This window comes from Mesorhizobium sp. M0139, from assembly GCF_040322455.1.
Classification (GTDB): Bacteria; Pseudomonadota; Alphaproteobacteria; order Rhizobiales; family Rhizobiaceae; genus Mesorhizobium.
Genome location: NZ_JAMYTN010000005.1, coordinates 291,521 through 315,654, shown reverse-complemented (window position 1 = coordinate 315,654; position 24,134 = coordinate 291,521). Strand labels below are relative to the sequence as shown.

29 protein-coding genes are annotated in these 24,134 nt (G+C 62.4%); 15 read left to right on the top strand and 14 right to left on the bottom strand.

Annotated elements, in window-relative coordinates; all coding sequences use genetic code 11:
• Positions 1 to 151 precede the first annotated feature (151 nt).
• From NKJ58_RS10930 to NKJ58_RS10900, 7 genes are all read left to right on the top strand, one after another.
• Entirely contained in the window at positions 152 to 1,384 is a 1,233-nt protein-coding gene (locus tag NKJ58_RS10930; RefSeq protein ID WP_023701572.1) for an ROK family transcriptional regulator, read from the top strand.
• 265 nt (positions 1,385 to 1,649) lie between these two features.
• Positions 1,650 to 2,294 carry a 50S ribosomal protein L25/general stress protein Ctc gene (locus tag NKJ58_RS10925; RefSeq protein WP_023686131.1) on the top strand — a complete coding sequence of 215 codons (645 nt, stop codon included), beginning with the start codon at positions 1,650 to 1,652 and terminating at the stop codon, positions 2,292 to 2,294.
• Between the two features lie 21 nt (positions 2,295 to 2,315).
• On the top strand, positions 2,316 to 3,056 hold the full coding sequence (gene pth / locus NKJ58_RS10920) for an aminoacyl-tRNA hydrolase (RefSeq protein ID WP_352497573.1): 741 nt from the start codon (positions 2,316 to 2,318) through the stop codon (positions 3,054 to 3,056).
• Positions 3,057 to 3,153: 97 nt separating this feature from the next.
• Entirely contained in the window at positions 3,154 to 4,257 is a 1,104-nt protein-coding gene (gene ychF / locus NKJ58_RS10915) for a redox-regulated ATPase YchF (RefSeq protein ID WP_023695807.1), read from the top strand.
• A gap of 211 nt (positions 4,258 to 4,468) precedes the next feature.
• Positions 4,469 to 5,443 (top strand): magnesium/cobalt transporter CorA, encoded by a 975-nt coding sequence (gene corA, locus NKJ58_RS10910; RefSeq protein ID WP_023695808.1) that lies wholly within the window; start codon positions 4,469 to 4,471, stop codon positions 5,441 to 5,443.
• Positions 5,444 to 5,521: 78 nt separating this feature from the next.
• Entirely contained in the window at positions 5,522 to 5,983 is a 462-nt protein-coding gene (locus tag NKJ58_RS10905; RefSeq protein ID WP_352518293.1) for a MaoC family dehydratase, read from the top strand.
• Complete coding sequence (locus NKJ58_RS10900; protein ID WP_023695809.1) at positions 5,980 to 6,444, top strand: MaoC family dehydratase; 465 nt, start codon at positions 5,980 to 5,982, stop codon at positions 6,442 to 6,444. Before NKJ58_RS10905 ends, NKJ58_RS10900 begins: the two co-directional genes overlap by 4 nt.
• 129 nt (positions 6,445 to 6,573) lie before the next feature.
• Here the strand turns inward: NKJ58_RS10900 and NKJ58_RS10895 are convergent, their stop codons facing one another.
• The 5 genes from NKJ58_RS10895 to petA all read right to left on the bottom strand — a co-directional run bounded on the left by NKJ58_RS10895 (position 6,574) and on the right by petA (position 11,276).
• The gene (locus tag NKJ58_RS10895; protein WP_013529989.1) at positions 6,574 to 7,119 is read right to left on the bottom strand and encodes an adenine phosphoribosyltransferase; all 546 of its coding nucleotides are present in this window, start codon (positions 7,117 to 7,119) and stop codon (positions 6,574 to 6,576) included.
• A gap of 9 nt (positions 7,120 to 7,128) precedes the next feature.
• Positions 7,129 to 8,274 (bottom strand): alpha-hydroxy acid oxidase, encoded by a 1,146-nt coding sequence (locus tag NKJ58_RS10890; RefSeq protein WP_023670030.1) that lies wholly within the window; start codon positions 8,272 to 8,274, stop codon positions 7,129 to 7,131.
• 185 nt (positions 8,275 to 8,459) lie between these two features.
• A complete protein-coding gene (locus NKJ58_RS10885; protein ID WP_352518294.1) occupies positions 8,460 to 9,332 on the bottom strand; it encodes a cytochrome c1 in 873 nt (290 codons plus the stop codon).
• A gap of 23 nt (positions 9,333 to 9,355) precedes the next feature.
• Positions 9,356 to 10,699 carry a cytochrome b gene (locus NKJ58_RS10880; protein ID WP_023670028.1) on the bottom strand — a complete coding sequence of 448 codons (1,344 nt, stop codon included), beginning with the start codon at positions 10,697 to 10,699 and terminating at the stop codon, positions 9,356 to 9,358.
• A gap of 16 nt (positions 10,700 to 10,715) precedes the next feature.
• The gene (gene petA / locus NKJ58_RS10875) at positions 10,716 to 11,276 is read right to left on the bottom strand and encodes a ubiquinol-cytochrome c reductase iron-sulfur subunit (RefSeq protein WP_023670027.1); all 561 of its coding nucleotides are present in this window, start codon (positions 11,274 to 11,276) and stop codon (positions 10,716 to 10,718) included.
• 259 nt (positions 11,277 to 11,535) lie between these two features.
• Between petA and NKJ58_RS10870 the strand changes: the two genes are divergently transcribed.
• The 3 genes from NKJ58_RS10870 to NKJ58_RS10860 are packed head-to-tail and all read left to right on the top strand — an operon-like array spanning position 11,536 to position 12,583.
• Positions 11,536 to 11,811, top strand: coding sequence for a type II toxin-antitoxin system Phd/YefM family antitoxin (locus NKJ58_RS10870; protein ID WP_023701566.1), 276 nt, complete (start codon positions 11,536 to 11,538; stop codon positions 11,809 to 11,811).
• On the top strand, positions 11,811 to 12,233 hold the full coding sequence (locus NKJ58_RS10865; protein ID WP_023670025.1) for a type II toxin-antitoxin system VapC family toxin: 423 nt from the start codon (positions 11,811 to 11,813) through the stop codon (positions 12,231 to 12,233). The genes NKJ58_RS10870 and NKJ58_RS10865 overlap by 1 nt, the downstream gene beginning before the upstream one ends.
• A gap of 5 nt (positions 12,234 to 12,238) precedes the next feature.
• Positions 12,239 to 12,583, top strand: coding sequence for a cupin domain-containing protein (locus tag NKJ58_RS10860; protein WP_023683696.1), 345 nt, complete (start codon positions 12,239 to 12,241; stop codon positions 12,581 to 12,583).
• 20 nt (positions 12,584 to 12,603) lie between these two features.
• Here NKJ58_RS10860 and NKJ58_RS10855 read toward each other — a convergent pair whose 3' ends face one another.
• From NKJ58_RS10855 to NKJ58_RS10835, 5 genes are read right to left on the bottom strand one after another with little or no spacing between them, the layout of a single operon-like run.
• Positions 12,604 to 12,912, bottom strand: coding sequence for a DUF6665 family protein (locus tag NKJ58_RS10855; RefSeq protein ID WP_023683695.1), 309 nt, complete (start codon positions 12,910 to 12,912; stop codon positions 12,604 to 12,606).
• Between the two features lies 1 nt (position 12,913).
• The gene (locus NKJ58_RS10850; RefSeq protein ID WP_023833524.1) at positions 12,914 to 13,390 is read right to left on the bottom strand and encodes a GNAT family N-acetyltransferase; all 477 of its coding nucleotides are present in this window, start codon (positions 13,388 to 13,390) and stop codon (positions 12,914 to 12,916) included.
• A gap of 3 nt (positions 13,391 to 13,393) precedes the next feature.
• A complete protein-coding gene (locus NKJ58_RS10845) occupies positions 13,394 to 15,277 on the bottom strand; it encodes an ABC transporter ATP-binding protein (protein WP_352518296.1) in 1,884 nt (627 codons plus the stop codon).
• 10 nt (positions 15,278 to 15,287) lie between these two features.
• The gene (locus tag NKJ58_RS10840; protein WP_023713950.1) at positions 15,288 to 17,183 is read right to left on the bottom strand and encodes an ABC transporter ATP-binding protein; all 1,896 of its coding nucleotides are present in this window, start codon (positions 17,181 to 17,183) and stop codon (positions 15,288 to 15,290) included.
• 27 nt (positions 17,184 to 17,210) lie between these two features.
• Positions 17,211 to 17,618, bottom strand: a complete 408-nt coding sequence (locus NKJ58_RS10835) for a hypothetical protein (RefSeq protein ID WP_023683691.1) — start codon at positions 17,616 to 17,618, stop codon at positions 17,211 to 17,213.
• 445 nt (positions 17,619 to 18,063) lie between these two features.
• Between NKJ58_RS10835 and NKJ58_RS10830 the strand changes: the two genes are divergently transcribed.
• Together NKJ58_RS10830 and soxR are read left to right on the top strand one after the other, a co-directional pair.
• Positions 18,064 to 18,522 carry a tRNA (cytidine(34)-2'-O)-methyltransferase gene (locus tag NKJ58_RS10830; RefSeq protein ID WP_023670018.1) on the top strand — a complete coding sequence of 153 codons (459 nt, stop codon included), beginning with the start codon at positions 18,064 to 18,066 and terminating at the stop codon, positions 18,520 to 18,522.
• Between the two features lie 146 nt (positions 18,523 to 18,668).
• Complete coding sequence (gene soxR / locus NKJ58_RS10825) at positions 18,669 to 19,115, top strand: redox-sensitive transcriptional activator SoxR (protein WP_023691595.1); 447 nt, start codon at positions 18,669 to 18,671, stop codon at positions 19,113 to 19,115.
• Here the strand turns inward: soxR and NKJ58_RS10820 are convergent.
• Positions 19,112 to 19,369 carry a hypothetical protein gene (locus NKJ58_RS10820; RefSeq protein ID WP_023683688.1) on the bottom strand — a complete coding sequence of 86 codons (258 nt, stop codon included), beginning with the start codon at positions 19,367 to 19,369 and terminating at the stop codon, positions 19,112 to 19,114. The two genes, soxR and NKJ58_RS10820, sit on opposite strands and share 4 nt — an antisense overlap.
• A 275-nt stretch (positions 19,370 to 19,644) precedes the next feature.
• On the opposite strand from NKJ58_RS10820, the gene hemF reads away from it, so the two are divergent.
• The 3 genes from hemF to NKJ58_RS10805 all read left to right on the top strand — a co-directional run bounded on the left by hemF (position 19,645) and on the right by NKJ58_RS10805 (position 21,476).
• On the top strand, positions 19,645 to 20,559 hold the full coding sequence (hemF, locus tag NKJ58_RS10815; RefSeq protein WP_023670015.1) for an oxygen-dependent coproporphyrinogen oxidase: 915 nt from the start codon (positions 19,645 to 19,647) through the stop codon (positions 20,557 to 20,559).
• 238 nt (positions 20,560 to 20,797) lie between these two features.
• Positions 20,798 to 21,058 carry a DUF1344 domain-containing protein gene (locus tag NKJ58_RS10810; protein ID WP_023686144.1) on the top strand — a complete coding sequence of 87 codons (261 nt, stop codon included), beginning with the start codon at positions 20,798 to 20,800 and terminating at the stop codon, positions 21,056 to 21,058.
• A 232-nt stretch (positions 21,059 to 21,290) separates the two neighbouring features.
• Entirely contained in the window at positions 21,291 to 21,476 is a 186-nt protein-coding gene (locus tag NKJ58_RS10805) for a DUF1059 domain-containing protein (RefSeq protein ID WP_023670013.1), read from the top strand.
• Between the two features lie 6 nt (positions 21,477 to 21,482).
• On the opposite strand, the gene NKJ58_RS10800 is transcribed toward NKJ58_RS10805, so the two are convergent.
• The 3 genes from NKJ58_RS10800 to NKJ58_RS10790 are packed head-to-tail and all read right to left on the bottom strand — an operon-like array spanning position 21,483 to position 24,012.
• Positions 21,483 to 22,754: a CCA tRNA nucleotidyltransferase gene (locus NKJ58_RS10800; protein ID WP_031199225.1), complete on the bottom strand. Its 1,272-nt coding sequence runs from the start codon at positions 22,752 to 22,754 to the stop codon at positions 21,483 to 21,485.
• The gene (locus NKJ58_RS10795) at positions 22,751 to 23,383 is read right to left on the bottom strand and encodes a CoA pyrophosphatase (protein ID WP_023686146.1); all 633 of its coding nucleotides are present in this window, start codon (positions 23,381 to 23,383) and stop codon (positions 22,751 to 22,753) included. Before NKJ58_RS10795 ends, NKJ58_RS10800 begins: the two co-directional genes overlap by 4 nt.
• A complete protein-coding gene (locus NKJ58_RS10790) occupies positions 23,383 to 24,012 on the bottom strand; it encodes a DUF1285 domain-containing protein (RefSeq protein ID WP_352853132.1) in 630 nt (209 codons plus the stop codon). The genes NKJ58_RS10795 and NKJ58_RS10790 overlap by 1 nt, the downstream gene beginning before the upstream one ends.
• Between the last annotated feature and the right edge of the window lie 122 nt (positions 24,013 to 24,134).

The following is a 24,134-nucleotide window of genomic DNA, read 5'->3' as shown; positions in this document are numbered from 1 at the left end:
ACTGTCGCCGCCTACATAGGCACCGCAGGGTGCGCTCGGCCGCAGGTGGTTTGCGGGCTTCGCGCCGGGAACGGGACATTTGGGGAGTGTGCGGGTTTTGTCAGGAAAAGGCAGCAATTCTGTCAAAGTTCGGCACTATAATGAGCGTTTCGTGCTCGACGCCATCCGTCGCCTCAAGGAAGCCTCCAAGTCCGATCTGGCGCGCGCGGCAAGCCTGACGCCGGCGGCCGTCGCTGCCATCGTCGACGGCCTGGAATCTTCCGGATTCGTAAAGCAAGTGGGAAAAAGGTTCGGGCAGCGCGGTTCGCCCTCCACGCTGTACCGGCTGACGCCGGAGCGCATCTACAGCGTCGGCATCAAGATCGGCCGGCGTGCGCTTGAAGCCGTTCTGGTCGACTTCGCCGGTGAAATCCGCGCAAGAGAGTCGCACGAATACCGCTTCCCCGATCCTGATTTGGTGCTGAAGGCCGGCAACATGGCGCTGGCCACCTTCGAAAAGCTGGTGGATGGGCTTGGCGATGCCAGCATCGTCGGCGTCGGCATTGCCTCACCCTATTTCCTCGGCGGCTGGAGCGAGGAACTCGGCTTTCCCGACGATCTCGGCAGCCGCTGGGAGGCGATCGACCTGACGACATGCTTTGCCACTCCGGCGAAGACGCCGGTGTTCGTGGAAAACGACGCCACGTCGGCGGCGCTGGCCGAACTTGTCCAGGGCGCCGGCGCCCGCTTTCGCGATTTCATGCACATCTCGATCGACACTTTTGTCGGCGGCGGCCTGGTGCAAGGCGGCAGGGTCCATACCGGGCCGCATGGCAACAGCGCTGCCCTCGGACCCTTGCCGGTCTCGCCCTCAAGCCTCGATTCGGTGGCGGCGAAGCCTGCGCGCTACCAGAGCCTGCTGCATCGCGCCTCGATCTATGTGCTGGTCAATCACCTGAGGTCGCGCGGCGTGGTGATCAATCGTGTGCGGGAACTCGATCCGTTGCCAGCCGAAGCGCGCGTGCCGCTGTTCGAATGGATCGACGATTGTGCGAGCGCGCTGGTCGAGGCGATCATCGCCATCACCTCCATCATCGACATCGAGGCCATCGTTCTCGACTCGATCCTGCCCAGGCCGATCCATCTCGAACTGCTGGCAAGGGTGCAGACCCAGTTCAACCAGGCCAGCGCAATCGGCATCGTGGCGCCGGAGATCGTGTCGGGGCAATTCGGCCCTGAGGCCTCCTCGATCGGCGCTGCCATGCTTCCGTTCTCGGCGCTGCTGGCGCCCGACAGCGGCGTGCTCATGATCGGCAAGGACCGGACGAAACTGCTGAGCGCTCTGTCCACGCTCGGTGGCGCCAAGGGAAACGGATCAAATCCGCCCACCGACCTGCCGGCCTGAGCGCAATGCGGCGCGCCCAACGCAGGCATCGGCCGCCCTTGCCCGCCATGGCTTGCACGCCTGCCCGCCTTCCGCTATAGAGCCGCCACCCGCGTAGACACCCTTGGAGGCAACGCGGCGGAAGGCTGCCTTCCCTTGTGATCCCGAACAAAGCTCCGCGTATGCGGTTTCTGGCATTCGGACATCCAGGCCTGGCGGCTTTCGACGTTTACGGTCCAGGCACACTGCCACCGCAAACGCTCCATAAAACGCGAAAGGAAATGCCATGAGCCACGATACTTACGAGCTCAAGGCCGAAGCGCGCGAACAGGTCGGTAAGGGGTCCGCCCGTGCAGTTCGCCGCAACGGTAAAGTGCCTGCAGTTATCTACGGCGACAGACAGCCTCCCCTGGCGATTGCGCTGAACTACAAGGACGTCTTCTACAAAATCCATGGCGGCGGGTTTTTGACCACGATCGCCACGATCGATGTCGACGGCAAGAAAATCCAGGTTCTGCCCAAGGATTTCCAGCTCGACCCGGTCAAGGATTTCCCGGTCCATGTCGACTTCCTGCGCATCGGCAAGGACACCGAGGTCAACGTCGACGTGCCCGTCCACTTCATCAATGAAGACAAGTCGCCCGGCATCAAACGCGGCGGCGTGCTCAACATCGTGCGTCACGAAGTCGAGTTCCACTGCCCGGCCAATGCGATCCCGGAATTCATCACCGTCGATCTCACCGGCGCCGACATTGGCGATTCGATCCACATCTCGGCGGTTACCTTGCCGGCCGGCGTCAAGCCGGTGATCTCCGATCGCGATTTCACCATCGCGACCATTGCCGGCTCCTCGGCGATGAAGCCGGAGACGGAAGAGACGGCGGAAGCGGCAGCCCCCGAAGCGGCGGCTCCTGCTGCCGAAGAGAAGTAATTTTCGGGCCCGGAGTTCACGATGCTTGTCTTTGCAGGCCTCGGCAATCCGGGCGCGAAATACGCTGATAACCGGCACAATGTCGGCTTCATGGCGGCGGACGCAATTGCCCGCCGCCATTCGTTTTCGCCCTGGTCGAAGAAGTTCCAGGGCCTGATCGCCGAAGGCACGATTGCCGGCGAAAAGATTCTTCTGATCAAGCCGCAGACCTTCATGAACCTGTCGGGACAGCCGGTCGGCGAAGCCCTGCGCTTCTACAAGCTCGGCCCCGAGGCGCTGACCGTCTTTTACGACGAGATCGACCTGCCGGCCGGCAAATTGCGGGTCAAGGTCGGCGGTGGCGCCGGCGGACACAACGGCATCCGCTCGCTCGACCAGCATGTCGGTAAGAACTTTCGCCGCGTGCGCATCGGCGTCGGCCACCCCGGTGTCCCGGAAATGGTGCACGGCCATGTCCTAGGCGACTTCGCCAAGGCCGACCGCGGGTGGCTGGACGTGCTGCTCGACACCATCGCCGACGATGCCGGACTGCTGGCCAAGGGCGAAGACAGTTCCTTCATGAACCGCATCACGCTGGCGCTTCGCGACAAGCTCGTGCCGACCAGCGACGACGACCGCCCGCCGCCCAAGGCGCCGAACACGCAGAGCCCGAAAGCCCAGAGCCACATCCGCCAGGCCCGACCGCAGCAGGCGCCAACCAAGCTGCCGGAAAGCGGCCCGATGGCGGCGATGTTGAAGAAGCTGTTCGGCAAGAAGGACTGAGCTTCGATAGGATCGGGACCGCAGGGCTTGACGTTCCTTACCCCTATCGCCCATAGCCCTCATCAAATTTCTAGTTTCCCGATAGGACCGGACGAACATGGGTTTCAAATGCGGTATCGTTGGCTTGCCCAACGTCGGCAAGTCGACGCTTTTCAACGCGTTGACCAGGACGGCGGCGGCGCAGGCCGCCAACTATCCGTTCTGCACCATCGAACCGAACACCGGCGAGGTGGCAGTGCCTGACCCGCGGCTGCAGAAGATCGCCGCGATCGCCAAGTCGAAAGAGATCATCCCGACCCGCATCTCCTTCGTCGACATTGCCGGCCTGGTGCGCGGCGCCTCCAAGGGCGAAGGGCTGGGCAACCAGTTCCTCGCCAACATCCGCGAGGTCGACGCCATCGTCCACGTGCTGCGCTGCTTCGAGGATGACGACATCACCCATGTCGAGGGCAAGATCGACCCTGTCGCCGACGCCGATACAGTCGAGACCGAGTTGATGCTCGCCGACCTCGACAGCCTCGAGCGCCGCATCGTGCAGTTCCGCAAGCGCGCCGGCAGCAAGGACAAGGAAGCAACCACCGTGCTGCCGATGATGGAGGCAGCGCTCGAGCTGCTGCAGGCCGGCAAGCCGACCCGCATCCTGCTCAAGGGCATTTCAGCCGAGGATTTGCGCATCCTGCAGGGGCTGAACCTGTTGACCTCGCACCCCGTGCTCTATGTCTGCAACGTCGCCGAAGCCGACGCCGCCACCGGCAACGAGCACACCAAGGCCGTGGAAAAGATGGCGACAGCGCAGGGCGCCGGCACCGTCGTAATCTCGGCCGCGATCGAGGCCGAAGTCGCCCAGCTCTCGGACGAAGAAGAGATGGAGTTCCTGTCGTCGCTCGGTCTCGACGAACCCGGCCTCAACAAGGTCATCCGCGCCGGCTATGATCTGTTGCATCTCATCACCTATTTCACCGCCGGGCCGAAAGAGACGCGCGCCTGGACCATCCACAAGGGCGACAAGGCCCCGCAGGCCGCCGGCGTCATCCACACCGACTTCGAGCGCGGCTTCATCCGCGCCCAGACCATCGCCTATAACGACTACGTCACGCTGGGCGGCGAAGTGGCGGCCAAGGAGGCCGGCAAGGCGCGCGACGAAGGCAAGGAATATGTCGTCCAGGACGGCGACGTGCTGCTGTTCAAGTTCAACACCTGAGACGCCGAGGCATCTCGCGGCTCGCGCGCTGACGGCGGCCGATCACAGCTGCGTCAAGTGGAGGAGCCAGCCTGCCGCTTCGCTTGACTGCCTTTGGCACCGGGTCTAAGGCCCTCTGCATCCGACTGGCCGTGGCCGTGGGAACTGCCGCGCGTGCAAGACCCATCGCTATCGAACGGAACCTCTTGGGCTCAACCAATGGAGAGCGGCGATGATCAAGGCCTTCGTCGTCGACAATGACCGCCTGCGCCCCGCCGACGATCTCGTGGCCAATGGCGATCACGTCGTCTGGGCCGACCTTCTCAACCCGACCAAGGAAGAAGAAACAGCGATCGAGACCTGGCTCGGCGTCGCCATCCCGACGCGCGAGGAGATGGAGGAGATCGAGATTTCGAGCCGCCTCTACATCGAGGACGGCGCCTACTTCATGACCGCCACCTTGCCGGCGCAGACCGAGATCGATGATCCCTTGATGTCACCGGTTACCTTTGTGCTTGCCGGCCCGAGACTGGTCACCATCCGCTATCATGAGCCGAAGGCGTTCAAGACCTTTCCCCTGCGCGCCGAGAAGGTGGCGACAGGCTGCACCACCGGCAACACCATCCTGATCGGCCTGCTGGAGGCGATCGTCGATCGCCTAGCCGATATTCTCGAACGCGCTGGCCGTGACATCGAGACGATCTCGCGCGATATCTTCGAAGCGCGGTCGACCAAGGTGAACAAGCGCAATCGCGACTTCCAGGAACTGCTCAAGGCCATCGGCCGCAAGGAGGACATTGCCTCCTCGATCCGCGACAGCCTTATCTCGCTGCAGCGCCTCACCGGCTTCCTTGCCCATGTCGCGACCCAGATCAAGATGAGCAAGGACGTCCGCGCCCGCATCAAGACAGTATCGCGCGACGTGCTGTCGCTCGCCGACCACGCCACCTTCCTGTCGCAGAAGATCTCGTTCCTGCTCGACGCGACGCTCGGCATGATCTCGATCGAGCAGAACGCCATAATCAAGATCTTCTCGGTCGCCGCCGTCATCTTCCTGCCGCCGACACTGGTAGCTTCGATCTACGGCATGAATTTCGACGTCATCCCGGAGCTGAAATGGGAGCTCGGCTATCCCTTCGCCATCGGCCTGATGATCCTGTCGGCGATCCTGCCGTTCTGGTATTTCCGCCGCCGCGGCTGGTTGTAGGCCCAATAGAATTCGCTTGACCAAACGCCGCCCGGACGGCATCCGGATGCCCGGTGATCGTACAACCGGATTGGGATCATGACCGCAAAAAGCTGGGCCTACGAGGATTTCACCGAGGGCGAATCGATCGACCTCGGCGCCAAGCAGGTGAGTGCGGCCGAAATCATCGAATTCGCCACCGAATTCGACCCGCAGCCGATGCATCTCGACGAAGCCGCCGGCAAGGCCAGCATCCTTGGCGGCTTGGCCGCCTCCGGCTGGCACACCTGCGCGATCTTCATGCGCATGCTGTGCGACGCCTTCCTGCTCGACTCGACCGCGCAAGGCGCGCCCGGCATAGACCAGGTCAAATGGAAGAAGCCGGTGCTGGCCGGCGACACGCTGGCCGGCAGCACCAGCGTGCTTGCCAGGCGCCTGTCGAAATCCAGGCCTCAGCTCGGCCTCGTCACCTTGCGCAGCGAACTGTTCAACCAGCGCGGTGAAAGCGTCTTCGAACTCGAAAACACCGTCATGTTCTTGACCCGCGAGGCCGGCGCATGAGTCTCGACGCGTTCTTCCGCATCGGCGATACCATCAACCTCGGTTCGCACACATTCGAAGCCGAGGCGATCAAGGCGTTCGCCCGCAAGTACGATCCACAGGTCTTTCATGTCGACGAGGAGGCGGCGAAGAAAAGCGTGTTCGGCCGCCTCTGCGCCTCAGGCTGGCACACCGCGGCCACCTGGATGAAGCTCAATCTCAAAAATCCTATGGACGCTTCTCAATGGACCGGACCCGGCCCGGTACCAGAATTCGGCCCCTCCCCCGGCTTCAGGAACCTGAAATGGCCAAAGCCGGTCTATGCCGGAGAAACCGTCACCTTCATGCGCACGGCCCTGTCCCACCGCCCGCTCGCCACCCGCCCCGGCTGGCGGCTGCTCGCGCTGCGCTCGGAAGGATTCGATTCTACGGGCGACAAGGTGCTGGAGTTCGACAGCGCGGTGCTGGTGAAGGCTGGGTAGGGCTAGGGTTTAGGCAGTAGGGATTAGGCAGCAGTGGGTGCTGCTCCTTGCACGGAATGCGGAGCTTCACTCCCTACTCCCTACTCCCTACTCCCTACTCCCTACTCCCTACTCCCTACTCCCTACTCCCTAATGCCCCTCAAACCCGATCAACGTCCGCACCGGCACGCCCAGCGCTTCGAGCTTCGCCCGTCCGCCGAGATCCGGCAGGTCGATGACGAAGCACGCGGCAAGAATATCGGCGCCGATCTGCCTCAGCAGCTTGACCGCCGCCTCCGCCGTGCCGCCGGTCGCGATCAGGTCGTCAACCAGGATCACCTTCTCGCCCGGCGCAACGCCGTCCTTGTGCATCTCCATCTCGTCCAGCCCGTATTCCAGGCTGTAGGCGACGCGTACCGTCTCGTAAGGCAACTTGCCCTTCTTGCGGATCGGCACGAAGCCGGCCGAAAGCTGGTGCGCGACCGCACCGCCGAGGATGAAGCCACGCGCCTCGATGCCGGCGATCTTGTCGATCTTCTGGCCGGCATAGGGATGCACCAGCTCGTCGATGGCGCGGCGGAAGGCGCGCGCATTGCCGAGCAAAGTGGTGATGTCGCGAAACAGGATACCGGGCTTGGGGTAGTCCGGAATGGTGCGGATCGCGGCGAGCAGCGTGTCTTCGAGCGAGGATTTCATGGGTCGAGATTACCTGAAACGGAGGTTGTTGCGCGACAATTGTTCGATCGAACTGCAGCCCATCAGCTTCATGCCGCGCTCGATCTCGATCCGCATCTGCTCCAGCGCCCGCTCGACGCCCGGCTGTCCGGCCGCCGCCAAGGGGAACAGATAGTAGCGGCCGACGCCAACAGCCTTGGCGCCGAGCGACAGCGCCTTCAGCACATGGGTGCCGCGCTGCACGCCGCCATCCATGATGACGTCTATTCTGTCGCCGACGGCATCGACGATCTCGGCCAGTTGGTCGAACGCCGCCCGCGAGCCGTCCAGCTGCCGGCCGCCATGGTTGGACAGCACAATGCCGCTGCAGCCGATCTCGACGGCGCGCTTGGCATCCTCCACCGACATGACGCCCTTGAGACAGAACGGACCTCCCCACAGTCTGACCATCTCGGCAACATCGTCCCAGGTCATCGACGGATCGAGCATCTCGGTGAAGTAGCGGCTGATCGACATCGTGCCGCCGCCCATGTCGACATGCTCGTCGAGCTGCGGCAGCTTGAATCCCTCATGGGTGAAATAGTTGATCGCCCATCCCGGCTTCAGCGCGAACTGCAGCATGCCGGCAAGGTTGAGCTTGAAGGGGATGGCAAAGCCGGTGCGCTTGTCGCGCTCGCGGTTGCCTCCGGTGATGCTGTCGACGGTCAGCATCATCACTTCGACTCCAACCGCTTTCGCCCGCTGCATCATCGCCCGGTTGAGGCCGCGATCCCGGTGGAAATAGAACTGGTAGACCTGCGGGCTGCTGCTGATCTTGCGCGCTTCCTCAAGACTGACGGTGCCGAGCGAGGACACGCCAAACATAGTGCCGAATTTGGCCGAAGCCTTGGCCACCGCGCGCTCGCCTTGATGATGGAACAGCCGCTGCAAGGCGGTCGGCGAGCAATAGACGGGCATGGCCAGCTTCTGGCCCATCACCGTCACCGACATGTCGATCTCGCTTACCCCGCGCAGCACGTTGGGAACGAGGTCGCAGCGCTCGAAACTCTCGGTGTTGCGGCGATAGGTGACCTCGTCGTCGGCCGCGCCATCGATGTAGTTGAAGATTGGGCCCGGCAACCGCTGCTGGGCCATGCGCCGGAAATCGGAAAAGTTGTGACAGTCGCGTAGCCGCATCATCGATCCAAATGCCCCTCTAGCCGGCTATCCGCCGGGCGCGCGTGCAATACCAATCGCATGGCGCCGTGCCAACGGACTTCTTACTGGACGGCTGCTGCGCCAAGATGCGAACCATGTCCGGTTTGGCAAGCAAAAAGGGCGTCCGAAGACGCCCTTTCCATTTCCGAGGAATAAGATGCGGCTTAGTGCGCCACGCCTTCCCATACCTTGCGCTTGGTCAGATACATCAGCGCCCCGAACAGAAGCAGAAACACCAGCACGCGGAAGCCGGTCTTCTTGCGGTCTTCCATATGCGGCTCGGCCGCCCACATCAGGAACGCCGAGACGTCGCGCGAATACTGGTCGATCGTCTGCGGCGAACCGTCATCATAGGTGACCTGGCCGTCGGAGAGCGGCTTGGGCATCTTCAGCGACACGCCGGACATGAAGTATGGATTGTAGTGGGTGCCTTCGGGGATCACCATGCCGGCAGGTGGCGTCTCGTCGTAGCCGGTCAGCAGCGAATGGATGTAGTCCGGGCCGCCCTGCGCATATTGCGTGAAGATGTCGAAGACGAAGCGCGGGAAGCCGCGCTCGACGCCGCGCGCCTTGGCCAGCAGCGACATATCCGGTGGGGCAGCGCCGCCGTTGGAAGCGGCAGCCGCCTCCTCATTGGCGAACGGCGCCGGGAAATGGTCGGACGGCTTGCCCGGGCGGTCGAACATGTCGCCGGCATCGTTGGGTCCATCATGGATGGTGTACTCGGCCGACAGCGACTTGATCTGCGCTTCCGAATAGCCGAGGTCCTCCAGCGTGCGGAACGCCACCAGATTCATCGAGTGGCAGGCCGAGCAGACTTCCTTGTAGACCTTCAAGCCACGCTGCAGCTGCGCCTTGTCGTAGGTGCCGAACGGACCGGCAAAAGTCCAGTCCATCTCCTTCGGCTCGTGGATCGGGAAATGCGTCGGTGCCGCCGCGTTGTGCGCCTCTTCAGCGGCGATCGCCACACTGCCGACGGCTCCCATGCCAGCGGCAAACACGCCTAGCAGGGCGAGCGAGGTGAGAATCTTTTTCATGCCAAATCCCCTTAGATTCTCACTCAGCCTTTGGTTTCCGGCGCCGCGGTCGCACCGGCCGGATGTCCCCCTCCGGCACCCTTGTTCTTCTCCAGCACCGCCTCGGTGATCGAATTCGGCAGTCTGCGTGGCGTCTCGATCAGGCCAAGCACCGGCAGGATGACGAGGAAGAAGGCGAAGTAGAACAGTGTCGCCGCTTGAGCGTAGCCAACGTAGTTGCCCGAGACCTCACCTATCAGGAGGGTCAACAGACCGCCGCCTTCCGCCGGCTGCGAGCCAAGCCAGCCAAGCAGGACAGCGTCGGCGACGAACAGCCAGAAGAACAGCTTGTACCAGGGCCGATAGACCGCCGAGCGCACCTTGGAGGTGTCGAGCCACGGCACCAGGAACAGCATGACGATGGCGCCGAACATGCACAGCACGCCGCCGAGCTTGGAGTTGATCGGCCCGATGTTGAAGGTGATGGCGCGCAGGATCGCGTAGAACGGCAGGAAGTACCATTCCGGCACGATGTGGGCCGGCGTCTTCAGCGGGTTGGCGATCGTGTAATTGTCCGGATGGCCGAGAAAGTTCGGCAGGTAGAAGACGAAATAGGCGAAGAAGAACAGGAACACGATCATGCCGAATGCATCCTTGATGGTCGCATAGGGCGTAAAGGCAACGGTGTCGGTCTTCGATTTCACCTCGATGCCGGTCGGGTTCGACTGGCCGACCACGTGCAGCGCCCAGACGTGCAGCACGACGACGCCGGCAATCATGAACGGCAGCAAATAGTGCAGCGCAAAGAAGCGGTTGAGCGTCGGATTGTCGACGGCGAAACCGCCAAGCAGCAGTTCCTGGATCCAGTTGCCGACCAGCGGAATGGCGCTGAAGAAGCCGGTGATGACGGTGGCGCCCCAGAAGCTCATCTGGCCCCAGGGCAGCACATAGCCCATGAAGCCGGTCGCCATCATCAGCAGGTAGATGATGCAGCCGAGGATCCACAGCAACTCGCGCGGCGCCTTGTAGGAGCCGTAATAAAGCCCGCGGAAGATGTGGATGTAGACGGCGACGAAGAAGAACGAGGCGCCGTTGGAATGCATGTAGCGCAACAGCCAGCCCGAATTGACGTCGCGCATGATCTTCTCGACCGAATTGAAGGCGAGATTGGTGTCGGCGGTATAGTGCATGGCGAGCACGATACCGGTCAGGATCTGCGCCACCAGCATGATCGTGAGAATGCCGCCGAAGGTCCACGCATAGTTAAGGTTGCGCGGCACCGGATAGGCGATGAAGCTGTCATAGACCATGCGCGGCAGCGGCATGCGGGCGTCGAACCAGCGTTCGATACCGGTCTTGGGCGTATAGGTCGAGTGTCCCTCGCTCATCGAATTATCCCCTGCCTCAACCGATAAGGATTTTGGTATCGGAAATGAACTTGAATACCGGCACGGCCATATTTTCCGGCGCCGGGCCTTTGCGGATGCGGCCGGCGGTATCGTACACCGAACCGTGGCACGGGCAGAACCAGCCGCCGAAATCGCCTTCCTGGCCAAGCGGAATGCAGCCCAGATGCGTGCAAACCTGCACCATCACCATCCAGGCTTCCTTGCCGGGCGTGGTGCGGTTGGCGTCGGTCGCCGGCGCATCGGCTGGCAGATTGGCGTTGCGGGCGATAGGATCCTTGAGGTCGGCAAGGTTCACGGCTTCGCCGTCCTTCATCTCCTGCTCGGTGCGGTTGCGCACCACGACCGGCTTGCCGCGCCATTTGACAATCAGCGACATGCCAGGCGTCAGCGAGGCGACATCAACCTCGACCGAGGCGAGCGCCAGCGTCGAGGCATCGGGGCGCATCTGGTCGATGAACGGCCAGGCAACGGCGCCTGCGCCAACGACTGCGGCCATGCCGGTGGCGACGTAGAGAAAATCACGACGGTTGGGATCCTGGGTGTCGGTTGCGCTCACGGGTGCCTGATCCTTTCGCCTCTTCCGAGCCGGCGGCCGAGCTTTGTCCCCGCTCCATCGCGCCGGCCCGACAGCGCATGGCGAACAAGCTAGCGAATTCCTCCGGCATTTGGATTTCGGTTTATGCGTGAAGCCCGTTTTTGTCCAGCGGGCTGAGGCCACAAGGGCAGATTGTCGCGGGCGTTCCGCACGAAGAGAAATTTGACGAGCTTGGCCGAATGTAGCAATATGTCTACATCTTCCGGATGGAGGTGTTGATATGAATATCTCGACGAAGACGATAACCATCATGTCGAGCCGTGAATTCAACCAGGACACGGCGCATGCCAAACGGGCAGCCAAGAACGGGCCGGTCATCATTACCGACCGCGGCAAGCCCTCCCATGTGCTGATGTCGATGGAGGAATATCAGCGTTTAGAGAAGAAGCCGAGAAGCCTCGCGGACGCGATTGCCGATGATCGCCCCGAAGCAGATTTCGATTGGGAACCACCTCGCCTGGAAGGACCGTTTTTCAAGATTCCCGAACTCGACTGATGTTCATTCTTGACACCAATGTCGTTTCGAATCTGCGTCGTCGGGACAAGGCCGATCGCAACGTTTTGGCCTGGTCAGAGACCCACGACATCGCCAGCTTTTTCATGTCGGTCATTTCGATCCTGGAACTCGAAATCGGAACATTGCTCTTGTCGAGGAAGGATACTCGCCAGGCCACCATGTACCGTGAATGGTTGGATCAGACACTCATTCCACAGTTTGACGACCGGATATTGAGCATAGACACGGCTGTTGTCGTGCGTTGCGCAAACCTCCACGTTCCCGATCCAAAGCCGGAGCGCGACGCCCTCATAGCCGCTACCGCGCTCGTCAAAAACTTGACTGTCGTGACCCGCAACACCAAGGATTTTGAAGGCACCGGCGTGAAGCTTTTCAACCCCTGGATACCGACGAAGGGTTAGAGGCTATGGCACATATTATCGACCGCGAGACCTGGACCAGGACGCCCGGCCGCTGGCAGGGCGAACTGCAATGCGGCGCCTACGACTCCAACTCCTGCCTGATTTTCAACTATCAGGAAGAGATTGGCGGCGGCCCGCGCCTGCACACGCATCCCTATTGTGAAATCTTCATCATCCGGCAAGGCACCGGCCTGTTCACGATCGGCGACCAGCAGATAGAGGCCACGGCCGGCCAGATCCTGATCGTGCCGCCCGATACGCCGCACAAATTCACCAATCTTGGCCCAGGCCCGCTCGAAACGACCGACATCCACGAAAACGGCAGCTTCATCACCGAATGGCTGGAATGATTGTTGCCGGCTGGTGACCTCTAGCTTGCACCGAGCCTGACCAGCACGGCCCTTGGGATATCGTATTCGCGGATGACCGACTCATGCCGGCGCAGGCCGCAGAGTTCGCGCTGGATGAAATAGGCGTGCACCGCTGCGGCAGCCTCCTTGAGCAGCCGCGGTCGCTGCTCCTCGTCGTCGTTGTTCTGACGGAGCTTGGCCAGCGTTTCCTCGACCCGTTGGCCGGCACGGCCGAGCGCTGCGGCCTTTTCAGCCAGTATCTCATGGCCGAGGGCGTCGAACGCGGCTTCGGCAGCCGAGGCGCCTAGGGATGGCGGACGCAGTGACATCTCAGCCTCCTTTTCTGTCTTGAGAGAGCATCATGCGGTGCGTGACGAATTCTTCGCCCACCACCGGCTGGAAGCCAAGCCGTTCATAGAACCCAAAGGCTTCTTGTGGCGCGCGGGTGTTCAGCACGGCAAAATGATGACGTGCCCTGTCAATGACGGTCTCGACCAGCATGCGGCCAATGCCGCTGCGGCGGTGACGCGCGCTGACGAACAGGTGCCTGACCCGGCCGTGGTCCCGGCCTTCGAAATAAGGATCGACGTTCAACCCGCACACACCAGCGAGTTCTCGGCCATGCCATGCGCCAAACAGCGCCTCGCCTCGTTTCAGGAACTTGTTGCGGCCGCCTGCCCAGCCATCCGCCAGACGCACCAGCATCCAGTAGCCCTCCAGCCGGCTCTCCTCCTTCAGCGCGTCGAAGGCCGGCGCGGTTGGCCGCAGCCGCTTGAGGACGTAGCCGACATCAGGCGACGCTGCCATGCCCTACTCCGCCGGCCGTGTCTCTTCCAGCACGCTTTCCTCGTGGTAGAGGAAGCCGCCGGACTGCCGCTTCCACAGCCGCGCATAGAGCCCGTCGAGCGCCACCAGCTCGTCATGCGTGCCCTGTTCGACGATGCGGCCTCCGTCCAGCACCACAAGACGGTCGAGCGCGGCGATGGTCGACAGCCGATGGGCGATGGCGATGACCGTCTTGTTCTCCATCAGCCTGGCCAGATTCTCCTGGATCGCCGCCTCGATGTCGGAATCGAGCGCCGAGGTCGCCTCGTCGAGGATCAGGATCGGCGCATCCTTGAGGAAGACGCGGGCGATCGCGACGCGCTGGCGCTGGCCGCCCGACAGTTTCACGCCGCGCTCGCCGACAAAAGCCTCGTAGCCGGTACGGTCCCGGTTGTCGCGCAGGCCCAATATGAACTCGTGCGCCTCGGCCTTCTTCGCCGCCGCGATCACCTCGGCGTCAGTTGCATCCGGCATGCCGAGCTTGATGTTGTCGCGTAGCGAGCGGTGGAACAGCGCCGTCTCCTGGCTGACCACGCCGATATTGGCGCGCAGCGAGTTCTGCGTCACCTCGGCGACGTCTTGCCCGTCGACCAGGATTTTCCCGCTCTCGAGGTCGTAGAGGCGCAAGATGAGGTTGGCGAGCGTCGTCTTGCCCGCACCGGACGGCCCGACCAGCCCGACCTTCTCGCCAGGCTTGGCCACAAGGTCGATGCCATTCAGCACGCCAAAACCCTTGCCGTAGTGGAACTCGACATTCTTCACCTCGATGCGGCCGCCGGCGACGACAAGCTCTTTCGCATCCGGCGCATCGACAAGGCCAAGCGGCTGCGAGATCAGCGCCTTGGAGTTTTCCAGGACGCCGAGATTTCGCAATATGCCGTTGAGCTGCATCATCACGCGCCCGAGCAGCATGTTGAGCCGCAAGACCAGCGACAGCGTGAACGCGACGGCGCCGACGGTGATCGACCCTTCGACCCAGAGATAGACGGCAAAGCAGCCAATCGCGGTGATCATGATGCCCGACAGCGTCGTCAGCGCCATGCGCACGCCGGTCAGCCGGCGGGTGAAGGGCCGTAATGCATCGAGATAGATGTCGAAGCCGTTCTTGATGTAGCGGTCGTCGCCGTCGGCCGAGAACAGCTTCAGCGTCTGCACGTTGGAATAGGAATCGATGATGCGCCCATTGATCATCGAGCCAGCTTCAGCCGTGGCCTCGGCATGCCTGCGGATCGAGGGCAGATAGAGCTTGGCCAGCCAGGCGAACGCGAGGATCCAGATCACCACCAGCACGGCCAGGCGCAGATCCAGCCCGGCGACCAGCGCCAAGGTCGTCACCGTATAGATGAGCATGAACCAGATGACCTCGATGAAGCTCTCCATCAGGTCGCCGGTCGCCTGCCCCGCCTGCCAGACTTTTGTCGCGATACGGCCGGCGAAATCGTTCTGGAAGAAGGTGTAGGACTGGCGCGATACGTGCCGGTGCGCCTGCCAGCGCACCAGATTGTAGAACCCCGGCGTGATCGTCTGTTCGTTGACCAGCGCCGACAGGCCGACGACGATGGTGCGGATGACCAGCACCACTGCGATCATGAAGACAAGCTCAGGCCCGGCGGCGGTCCACAGCGCGTCCCAGCTGCGCTCCCCGGGAAGCTGATCGAGAATATCGACCAGCCGCCCGACGAAGTAGAAAAGCCCGGCCTCGATCAGCGGCGCGATGCCGCCGATGACAAGCATGGCGAAGAAGGCGAACTTCGCCTGGCCGACATAGTGCCAGAGGAAGCCGCCGACGCTTGGCGGTGGCCGAAGGTCCGCCGGCTCCCTGAACGGATAGACCCAGTCCTCGAACCAGCGATAGACGGCTGTCATCATGCTGACGTCATCACTCTGCGGCTTCACCCTTCACGCCGATGTCGTTGGCAACAGCGTCATTGGCGGCATCGACCGGACCGTCATCGAGCAGGAACCCGCCCGACTGGCGCTGCCAGAGCTGCGCGTAGAGCCCGCCGCTGGCGACGAGTTCCTCGTGCGACCCCTCCTCGATGACACGGCCCTTGTCGAGGACGACGAGCCTGTCCATCGCCGCGATGGTCGACAGCCGGTGCGCAATGGCGATGACGGTCTTGCCTTGCATGAGCTTGTAGAGATTCTCCTGGATGGCGGCCTCGGCTTCGGAATCCAGCGCCGACGTCGCTTCGTCAAGGATAAGTATCGGTGCGTCCTTCAACATAACGCGAGCAATGGCGATGCGTTGCCGCTGGCCGCCGGACAATTTGACGCCGCGGTCGCCGACATGAGCGTCGAGCCCTTTACGTCCGGTGTGATCCGAAAGCCTGCCGATAAACTCCAGCGCCTCGGCCCGCCCGGCTGCCTCGACAAGCATTTCCTCCGTCGCATCGGGCCGCCCGTAAAGAATGTTGTCGCGCACCGAACGATGCAGCAGCGAAGTGTCCTGCGTCACCATGCCGATCTGCGCGCGCAGCGAATCCTGCGTCACCGAAGCGATCTCCTGGCCGTCGATCAGGATCCGGCCGTTCTCGAGGTCGTAGAACCGCAACAGGAGATTGACCAGCGTCGACTTGCCCGCACCCGAGCGCCCGACAATGCCGACTTTCTCGCCGGGCTTCACCGTCAGCGACAGGTTCTCGATGACGCCCTTCTGCTTGCCATAGTGGAAACGAATGTCGTCGAAGCGGATCTCGCCCTTGGTGACGGCAATGTCCTTCGCCCCCGGCCGGTCTTCGACCAGGCGCGGCAGCGAGATCGAGGCGATGCCGTCTTGCACCGTGCCGATGTTCTCGAACAGGCTCGACATTTCCCACATGATCCACTGCGACATGCCCCACATACGGAGCACGAGGCCGATGACCACGGCGACGGCACCGATCGTCACCGCCTGGCCGAGCCACAGCCACAGCGCCAGCGCCGTCACCGAAAACAGGAGCAGCGCGTTGAGGATATAGAGCAGCCCGTAAAGCACCGTCACCAGCCGCATCGACCGGTAGACCGTGTCGAGGAAGCCTGCCATGCCTTCTCTCGCGAACGTTGCTTCGCGCCGTGCATGGGAAAACAACTTGACCGTCTGGATGTTGGTGTAGCTGTCGACGACGCGGCCGGTCATCGTCGAGCGCGCATTGGCCTGCGCCTCGCCGACCTTGCCCAGCTTCGGGATGATATAGCGCAACAACCCGATATAGCCGAGCAGCCAGACGCCGAGAGGTGCCGCCAGCCGCAAGTCGGCCGAGCCGACGATGAACAGCATGCCGAGGAAATAGACGATGACGTAATTGAGCACCTCGATCACCTTGATGACGCATTCGCGCACGGCGAGTGCCGTCTGCATCAGCTTGGTGGCGATGCGGCCGGCAAATTCGTCCTGGTAGAAGCTCATCGACTGCTTCAAGAGATAACGATGCACCTGCCATCGGATGCGCATGGGGTAGTTGCCCATCAGCGTCTGCTGGTTGAGCAAAGAATGCAGCCATACCGTACCCGGCAGCGCGAACAGCACGACGAAGGCCATGCCGGCGAGCTTCCAGCTCTCGGTCTGCAGGAAGGTTTCGCGGTTCTGCCCGGACAGCCAGTCGACGATGTGGCCCATGAAGCCGAACATCCACACTTCCGCGATGGCAATCGCCGTCACCAGCACCGCATCGACGATGATGTATGGCCAGGCGCCGCGCGTATAATGCACGCAGAAGGCAACCAGCGTCTTCGGCGGCTCGACCGGTTCCGCTGCGGGGAACGGATCGAGCCTTCTTTCAAACCAGCTAAACATAGGGATGCTCACAAAACTGTTGTCCGCTCATGCGGCGCGGGAAAAATCCCCGGGGCGCTCCGCGTCCCCAGACCGTACGTCGGCGGGGACTGACGGCCCGGAATCACCCGGGCCATCGGTCCTGCTTCGCGCAATATAGGGACTTGCGGGCTTTTCACCGACAGAAGCGTTCGACTGAACTGACGGCACGCCGCCGCCAGTCCGGTTTTTCGCGCCCGGCCGGATCAGCCGGATGATCCGGCGCACCAGCGACGGCCGGCTGTGGTCGGGAACCGCACGCGAGAAATCGACATCCGGCAACATGCCGCGATGCGGACGCCGGCGCGTCTGCGCATGAACCGCCGACGAATAGGTCTCGCCGACCAGCAACGCCCAGGTCGCCGTCTTGCGTTCGTGCAGGCTTCTTGAACCAGGTATCTTATAGGGATCGAACATCGGTCCGTCCTCCGTGTGAAAATAGACATAAAAAGGCGAAGCAATGTCGTGCGCCGGCATTCGGCCGGAGGCACGGATTGCATCCGTCGGGACACGAGGATAGGCCTCGGTCGCGACATGCTCAGCTGGGGCGCTTGGCCCCTTTAACCGGTTGAAAAACATCGCAGGATTCCTTCGAGAGCCGAAAATTGGGTTCGGCGGGAATCGGTGCGATCAGATCTAAGAAATCAGGTAAATCGTCGTACCGAAACCGCCGGAAGGCAGGTAAGCCCACGGGAGGGGCGCTGGATGTGCATGGTCATCATGAAATACCCCTCCATCGGTTCGGGTTGACAATGCGTGCGGCATAATCGACTTCGCAGAAAATGGCCACCCGCAGGTCCAGCAATTTCCAAAACCAGCCACCCGCTGTGGCCGATCTGCCACTTATTAGAAAGACGCGGAAATGAACCACCGTCTCCGCATCGCCCTCTACCAGCCTGACATCGCCGGCAACACCGGAACAATCCTGCGCTTCGCCGCCTGCCTCGGCCTTGGCGTCGACATTATCGAACCAGCCGGCTTTCCGCTCTCCGACAAAGCGCTCAAGCGCGCCGGGATGGACTACCTCGAAATGGCTGCCCTGACCCGGCATGTCGACTGGAACGCCTTCGAGGATTGGCGCAAGGGCCAAGCCTGCCGGCTGGTGCTGCTCACCACCAAAGCCGCGACCCCCTATACGGGCTTCAGCTTCGCCCAAGGCGACATCCTGCTGTTCGGCCGCGAATCCGCCGGCGTGCCGGATCCTGTCCATCAGGCGGCGGATGCGCGGCTGACGATCCCGATGCAGCCGGGCACGCGCAGCATCAACGTCGCGCTGTCCGTCGCCATGGTCGCCGGTGAAGCCATCCGGCAACTCGGCTAGAACCTTCAACGCGTTGTCGTCATCGCCAACGGCCCTTGCGTCTTGCATCATTCTCACCCAGGCGCACATCGCCTTCTCCTCAATTGCCCTATCGACATTTCCTGGCTACAAGCTCAACTTAAGTTGAGGTCAAGCGGAAAATCGAGATGGCTCCGGTAAAGGAATTGACGGTCGGCCAGTTGGCCATGCGCAGCGGCGTGGCGGTGTCGGCGCTGCATTTCTACGAGGCGCGCGGGCTGATCCGCAGCCACCGCACGTCGGGCAACCAGCGGCGCTATGGCCGCGACGTGCTGCGGCGGGTGGCGATCATCCGGATCGCCCAGGAGGTCGGCATCTCGCTGGCCGAGATCGGCGCCGCACTTGAATCGCTGCCAGAAGGCCGTACCCCGACGCGCGAGGACTGGAACCTGTTGTCGACCGGCTGGCGCGACGACCTCGATCGCAAGATCACTCAGCTAAAGAAGCTGCGCGACGGCCTTACCGACTGCATCGGCTGCGGCTGCATGTCGATCGACAAATGCCCGCTGCGAAACAGGGAAGATCGCTTGAGTGCGCAAGGGCCGGGCGCAAGGCGACTGCTTGTGGAATCCTAATCCGCCGCGGGCAGCCGCCGTATGGTGAATTCGATTACGTCGCCCGGCCGCTCGAACCAGCTTTCGATCTCGGTCCAGTAGGCCTGCTTGGGAAAACGCTCGAACCATTCCTTGGCCTTGAGCCGCGCATCCGGGCGCGGCAGGACGAAGGTCTCGCGCAAAAACCCGTCACGCGGCATGCGCTCGCGCTCGGCGCGTGAACGATCGAGCCTTTTCTTCAGGCCATGCAGCGGCGGTCTTGCCGGCGTGCGCATGAAAGAACTCCTAGGCCGAACCAGATGACACTTGACCCTTGCCCCTAAGAGATTAGGGATCGCGCCCGGAAAAGGCTAGTGCTCCGATTCCAACATTCGCCTTCCTAATCCCCAGTCGCCGTTGCGAACGTTGGAATCACAAGGACCACTAGCAAGTTCATGTTTCTGGTGGAGTTTTCGAATTTGACATTTGCGCCGTGCCCTGCGCCACGCTGTGTGCAAATCTCAAATTCACTCCACTAGGTCCTTTGTCGGCTGCGACCGGAGACAGCATTTTGGAACGACCAGAAATACCGGCAGGCCTGCCAGCCGACATCGAACAGAAGAAAATGAAGGCCAGGCTCTGGTTCGAGACGCTGCGGGAGCGCATCTGCACCACCTTCGAGCAGATCGAGCAGGACTTGACCGGTCCGCTGGCCGAATGGTCGCCCGGCCGCTTCGAAAAGACGCCGTGGGAACGAGACCATGGCAAGGGCGGCGGCGGCGCCATGTCGATGATGCGCGGCCGCGTCTTCGAGAAGGTCGGCGTCCATACTTCGACCGTCTATGGCGAATTCTCGCCCGAATTCAGGAAGCAGATGCCCGGCGCCGAGGAAGACCCGAGCTTCTGGGCATCAGGCATTTCGTTGATCGCGCATCCCTGGAACCCCAACGTGCCGGCCGTGCACATGAACACCCGCATGGTCGTGACGTCGCGCCACTGGTTTGGCGGCGGCGCCGATCTGACGCCGGTGCTCGACCGCAACCGCACGGAAGATCACCCCGACACGGTCGCCTTCCATCGAGCCATGCAGTTCGCCTGCGAGAAGAACGCTGCGATCGCCGACCACCCCAAATTCAAGGCCTGGTGCGACGAGTATTTCTATCTGCCGCACCGCCACGAGCCGCGCGGCGTCGGCGGCATCTTTTTCGACTGGCTGCATTCGGGGGAGGAGAAAGGCGGCTGGAATGCCGATTTGAACTTCGTCCAGGATGTCGGGCGTTCTTTCCTTGTCGTCTACGGACACCTGGTTCGCGCCCATTTCAACGAGAACTGGACCGACGACGACCGCGACGAGCAGCTCATTCGCCGCGGCCGTTACGTCGAATTCAACCTTCTTCACGATCGCGGCACCATCTTCGGCCTGAAGACCGGCGGCAATGTCGCTTCGATCCTGTCCAGCCTGCCGCCGGAGGTCAGGTGGCCGTAAAAAATCGGTGAGCGAAACGTGAGCCGCATTGACGTCCCATTCGCCGAATCTGGGCAGCCAATGTGGCATCGCCATTATCTTTTTCGTCTAATAGGCAATTGAAATAAAACGACTATTTGTCGTTTCGGGCCGGGAAGCGCCGGCGGTTCAGTCCCGAACCGCGACACGACGCTACCGGACGGCCCTGAACAAGGCGGAGCATTTTCCAAACGGATGCCCGCATTTCCAGGAGTATTACATGCGAAAGCTCATTGTTTCGGCAGCCGCCGCTGCCCTTCTCGCTTCCGGCTCGATTGCCTTTGCCGCGGTCAAGCACACCACGGGCACGGTCAAGACCTATGATGGCACGGCCATGAGCCTCGTTCTGGACGATGGATCGACCTTTACGCTGCCCAAGACCTTCAAGGATCCTGGCCTGAAGGCAGGCGAAAAGGTCCGCGTTTCCTGGGACATGAGCGGCAAGAACAAGGTTGCCGAGTCCGTCAAGATCGAGAAGTGATCGGGACAAGACCGAACGTTCTCGCCTTGGCTTAGCCTGGCAAGAGGGGGCGGAGCAGCGCTGCTCCGCCTTTTTCGCCCCCACGGCAACCAAACTCGTGGAACCGTGTTATGCTAACTCCCCCGTGCGCGCCCCCGAAACCGACTGCTGTGACAGGGCGCGGAACAGAGATGGCGGAGCTTCGTGTGCCCATGAGAGGCACAGGCTCCAAGGAGGAAAAGGAGAAAATCCCATGAAGGAATTCCATTGCGGCTCGCTGGTTCCCGGCTGTGAGTGGCACACCCGTGCCGGTGAGGAAGCCGAGGTCATGCGCCGCGCCGTCGACCATATGCGCGAGACACATGGCGAAACGGTCATTCGCGAGACGATGATCGAGGCGATCCGCTCGCGCATCGAGAAAGTTCGCGACGCGGCCTGAGCAGTCCTATCTGGCCTTCAAGGCTTCCGCGGCGCGCTCCAGCAGCGCGTCGCGATCGAGCGCAAAGCCGGACCCGATCCATTCCTTTTCCAGGTTTTTCAGGATCGCACCGAGTATTGGCCCCGGCGACGCGCCAAGCGCCGTCAGATCGCCGCCCTTGACTGGGAACACCGGTTTTTCCCATTTCAGCGCAAAAGCGAGCAGGCGCGAAAACCCGCCGGCCTGAACCAGCGCGTCATTGTCCTCGAGAGCCCGCGCTCGCGCCGACGCCAGCGACAGCCGCAGGCGATCGAGAAAACCCTGGCGCTCGCCGGAATAGAGTTTCTTGGCCAGTTCCGCTTCGCTTGTCTTGGGCTCGACGGCAGCCGTCAGCGCCCAGTGGCGCAGGCGCTCCGCCTCAGTGGTCGAAAGTTTCAGCCGCTCGGCCAGTGTCTTCATCCTCGCCGCATCGGGCGGCACGATCGCCTCCAGCCTGAGCAGCGGGTCCGGCGCCCAGCCCAGATCCTTTTCTGTCTTGGTCAGCCCATGAATGGCATCGATGCCCCATTTCTCGCTTTCCGGCAGGGCGCTGGTGAGCACGCCGGCCTGGCGCATCCACAGCAAGGCGCGCGACGGATCTGGGGCCGATAACAACTTCTTCAGTTCGGACCAGATGCGTTCGGCCGAGAGATGGGCGAGACCGTCCTTGAGCCGGGCGCAGGCCTTCAATCCCTCGGCATCGGGCCGACCCTCGCCATACCAGGCGAAAAAGCGGAAGAAACGCAGGATGCGCAGATAGTCTTCGCGGATCCGCTGCTCGGCATCGCCAATGAAGCGCAGCCTTCGTGCCTCGATATCGCCGACGCCGCCGACCAGGTCGACCACCGTCCCGTCAGCCTCCGCATAGAGCGCGTTGATGGTGAAATCGCGCCGTTCGGCGTCGGCCTTCCAGTCGCGGCCGAACGACACTTTGGCGCGGCGGCCATCGGTCTCGATGTCGGCGCGCAGCGTGGTGACCTCATAGGGCGCGCCGCCGGCAATCACCGTGATCGTGCCGTGCTCGATGCCGGTCGGCACCGCCTTGAAGCCCGCCGCCTCGGCGCGGCGAACGGTTTCCTCGGGCAGGCAAGTGGTAGCAACGTCGATATCGGCGACCAGCTGCCCAATCAGCGCATTGCGCACCGCGCCGCCCGCGATGCGGGCTTCCTCGCCGCCCTGCGCCAGCACGGCAAGCAGCCGCTGCAGATGCTTTTCACCCAGCCAGTCGGCTCTGCCCGCCAGCGATATCGGATCACTCAAGCATAGAGCCTTTCATAGAGCGTGCGGATGATGCCAGCGGTGACGCCCCAGATGCGCTGGCCGCCATAGGGCATATCGTAGAAGAACCATTCCAGGTCGTTCCACATGCGGCTGTCCCTGGTGTGGTTGGCCGGATCCATCAGGAACGAAAGCGGCACTTCGAAGGCGGCGTCGACCTCGTCGGAATTGAGCGACAGCGTAAAACCGGGCTCGACGATCGCCAGCACCGGCGCGATGCGATAGCCGCTGCCGGCGACATAATCGGGCATGCGGCCGATGATCTCGATGCGGTCATGGCCGAGGCCGATCTCCTCGAAGGTCTCGCGCAAGGCCGCTGCTTCCGGGGTCGCATCGGTGGGATCAATGGTGCCGCCGGGAAAAGCCACCTGCCCGGAATGGCTGCGCAGTTTTTCCGCCCGCTTGGTCAAAAGCACGGTCGCATCGCGTCCATGATCGACGACCGGGATCAGCACCGCGGCGTCGCGCAGCGCTTTGAGCTGCGTCAACCGTGGATGGCCGGGGTTGAAGCGATGATCGCCATAATCGTCGCCGGCATGGACTTCAGCTTGCGCCGCGACCCGCGCGCGAAAATCCGCTGTGGAAAACGGCGGCGGCCTCACCTGATCCATCATGCGCTCAGCCGCTTCAGTTTTTCCGCCGGCATGATCGGATAGATTTCGCCTTTCGAGCGCACGGCAAACATCGTCTTGCCGCCGATATCGATCTCCTCGCCATGCTCGACCAGTTCGTACATCACCGGCCGCGCCACCAGCGCTTCCAGCCGCCCGCGCACCAGCACATAGGGTTTCAGGCCGCCGGTCTCGTTCTCGTCGACGAAGCGCAGCGGATGGCCAGGCCCGGCCTCGACGACATCGCCGACATTGGTGCGGAAGGTGATGGTCTGCTCGGCGCCGGCGCCGGAAACATCCATTTCAACCGCGATGAAAGGCGCGTCCACGACGCGGATGCCGACCCGTTCGACCGGCGTCACCAGATAGGTCCTGCCATCCTCGTCCTTGCGCAGCACGCTGGAAAACAGCTGCACCAGCGGCATGCGGCCGATCGGCGTGCCGAGATAGAACCACGTTCCGTCTTGTTTGATCTCCATGTCGAGATCGCCGCAGAAGTCGGGATTCCAGCGCTCCACCGGCGCCGCGCCCTTGCCGGCGCGAGCCGCACGCGAGATCAACGCTTCGAGATCGCGCGCCTCGGTTGCGGCAGCAAGGCTGTGTTCGCGATGTTCGGAGCGTTCCGTCATGGTCACGAAATAGTCACTGTTGTTCCGCTTGTCAGCCTAAGTCTGTGATTTAAATTCATTCGTAGGCGCCAGGCGAAGCCGAATCGCGGCATTCTAAGGCACACTGCAGTGCAAGCCGGTAC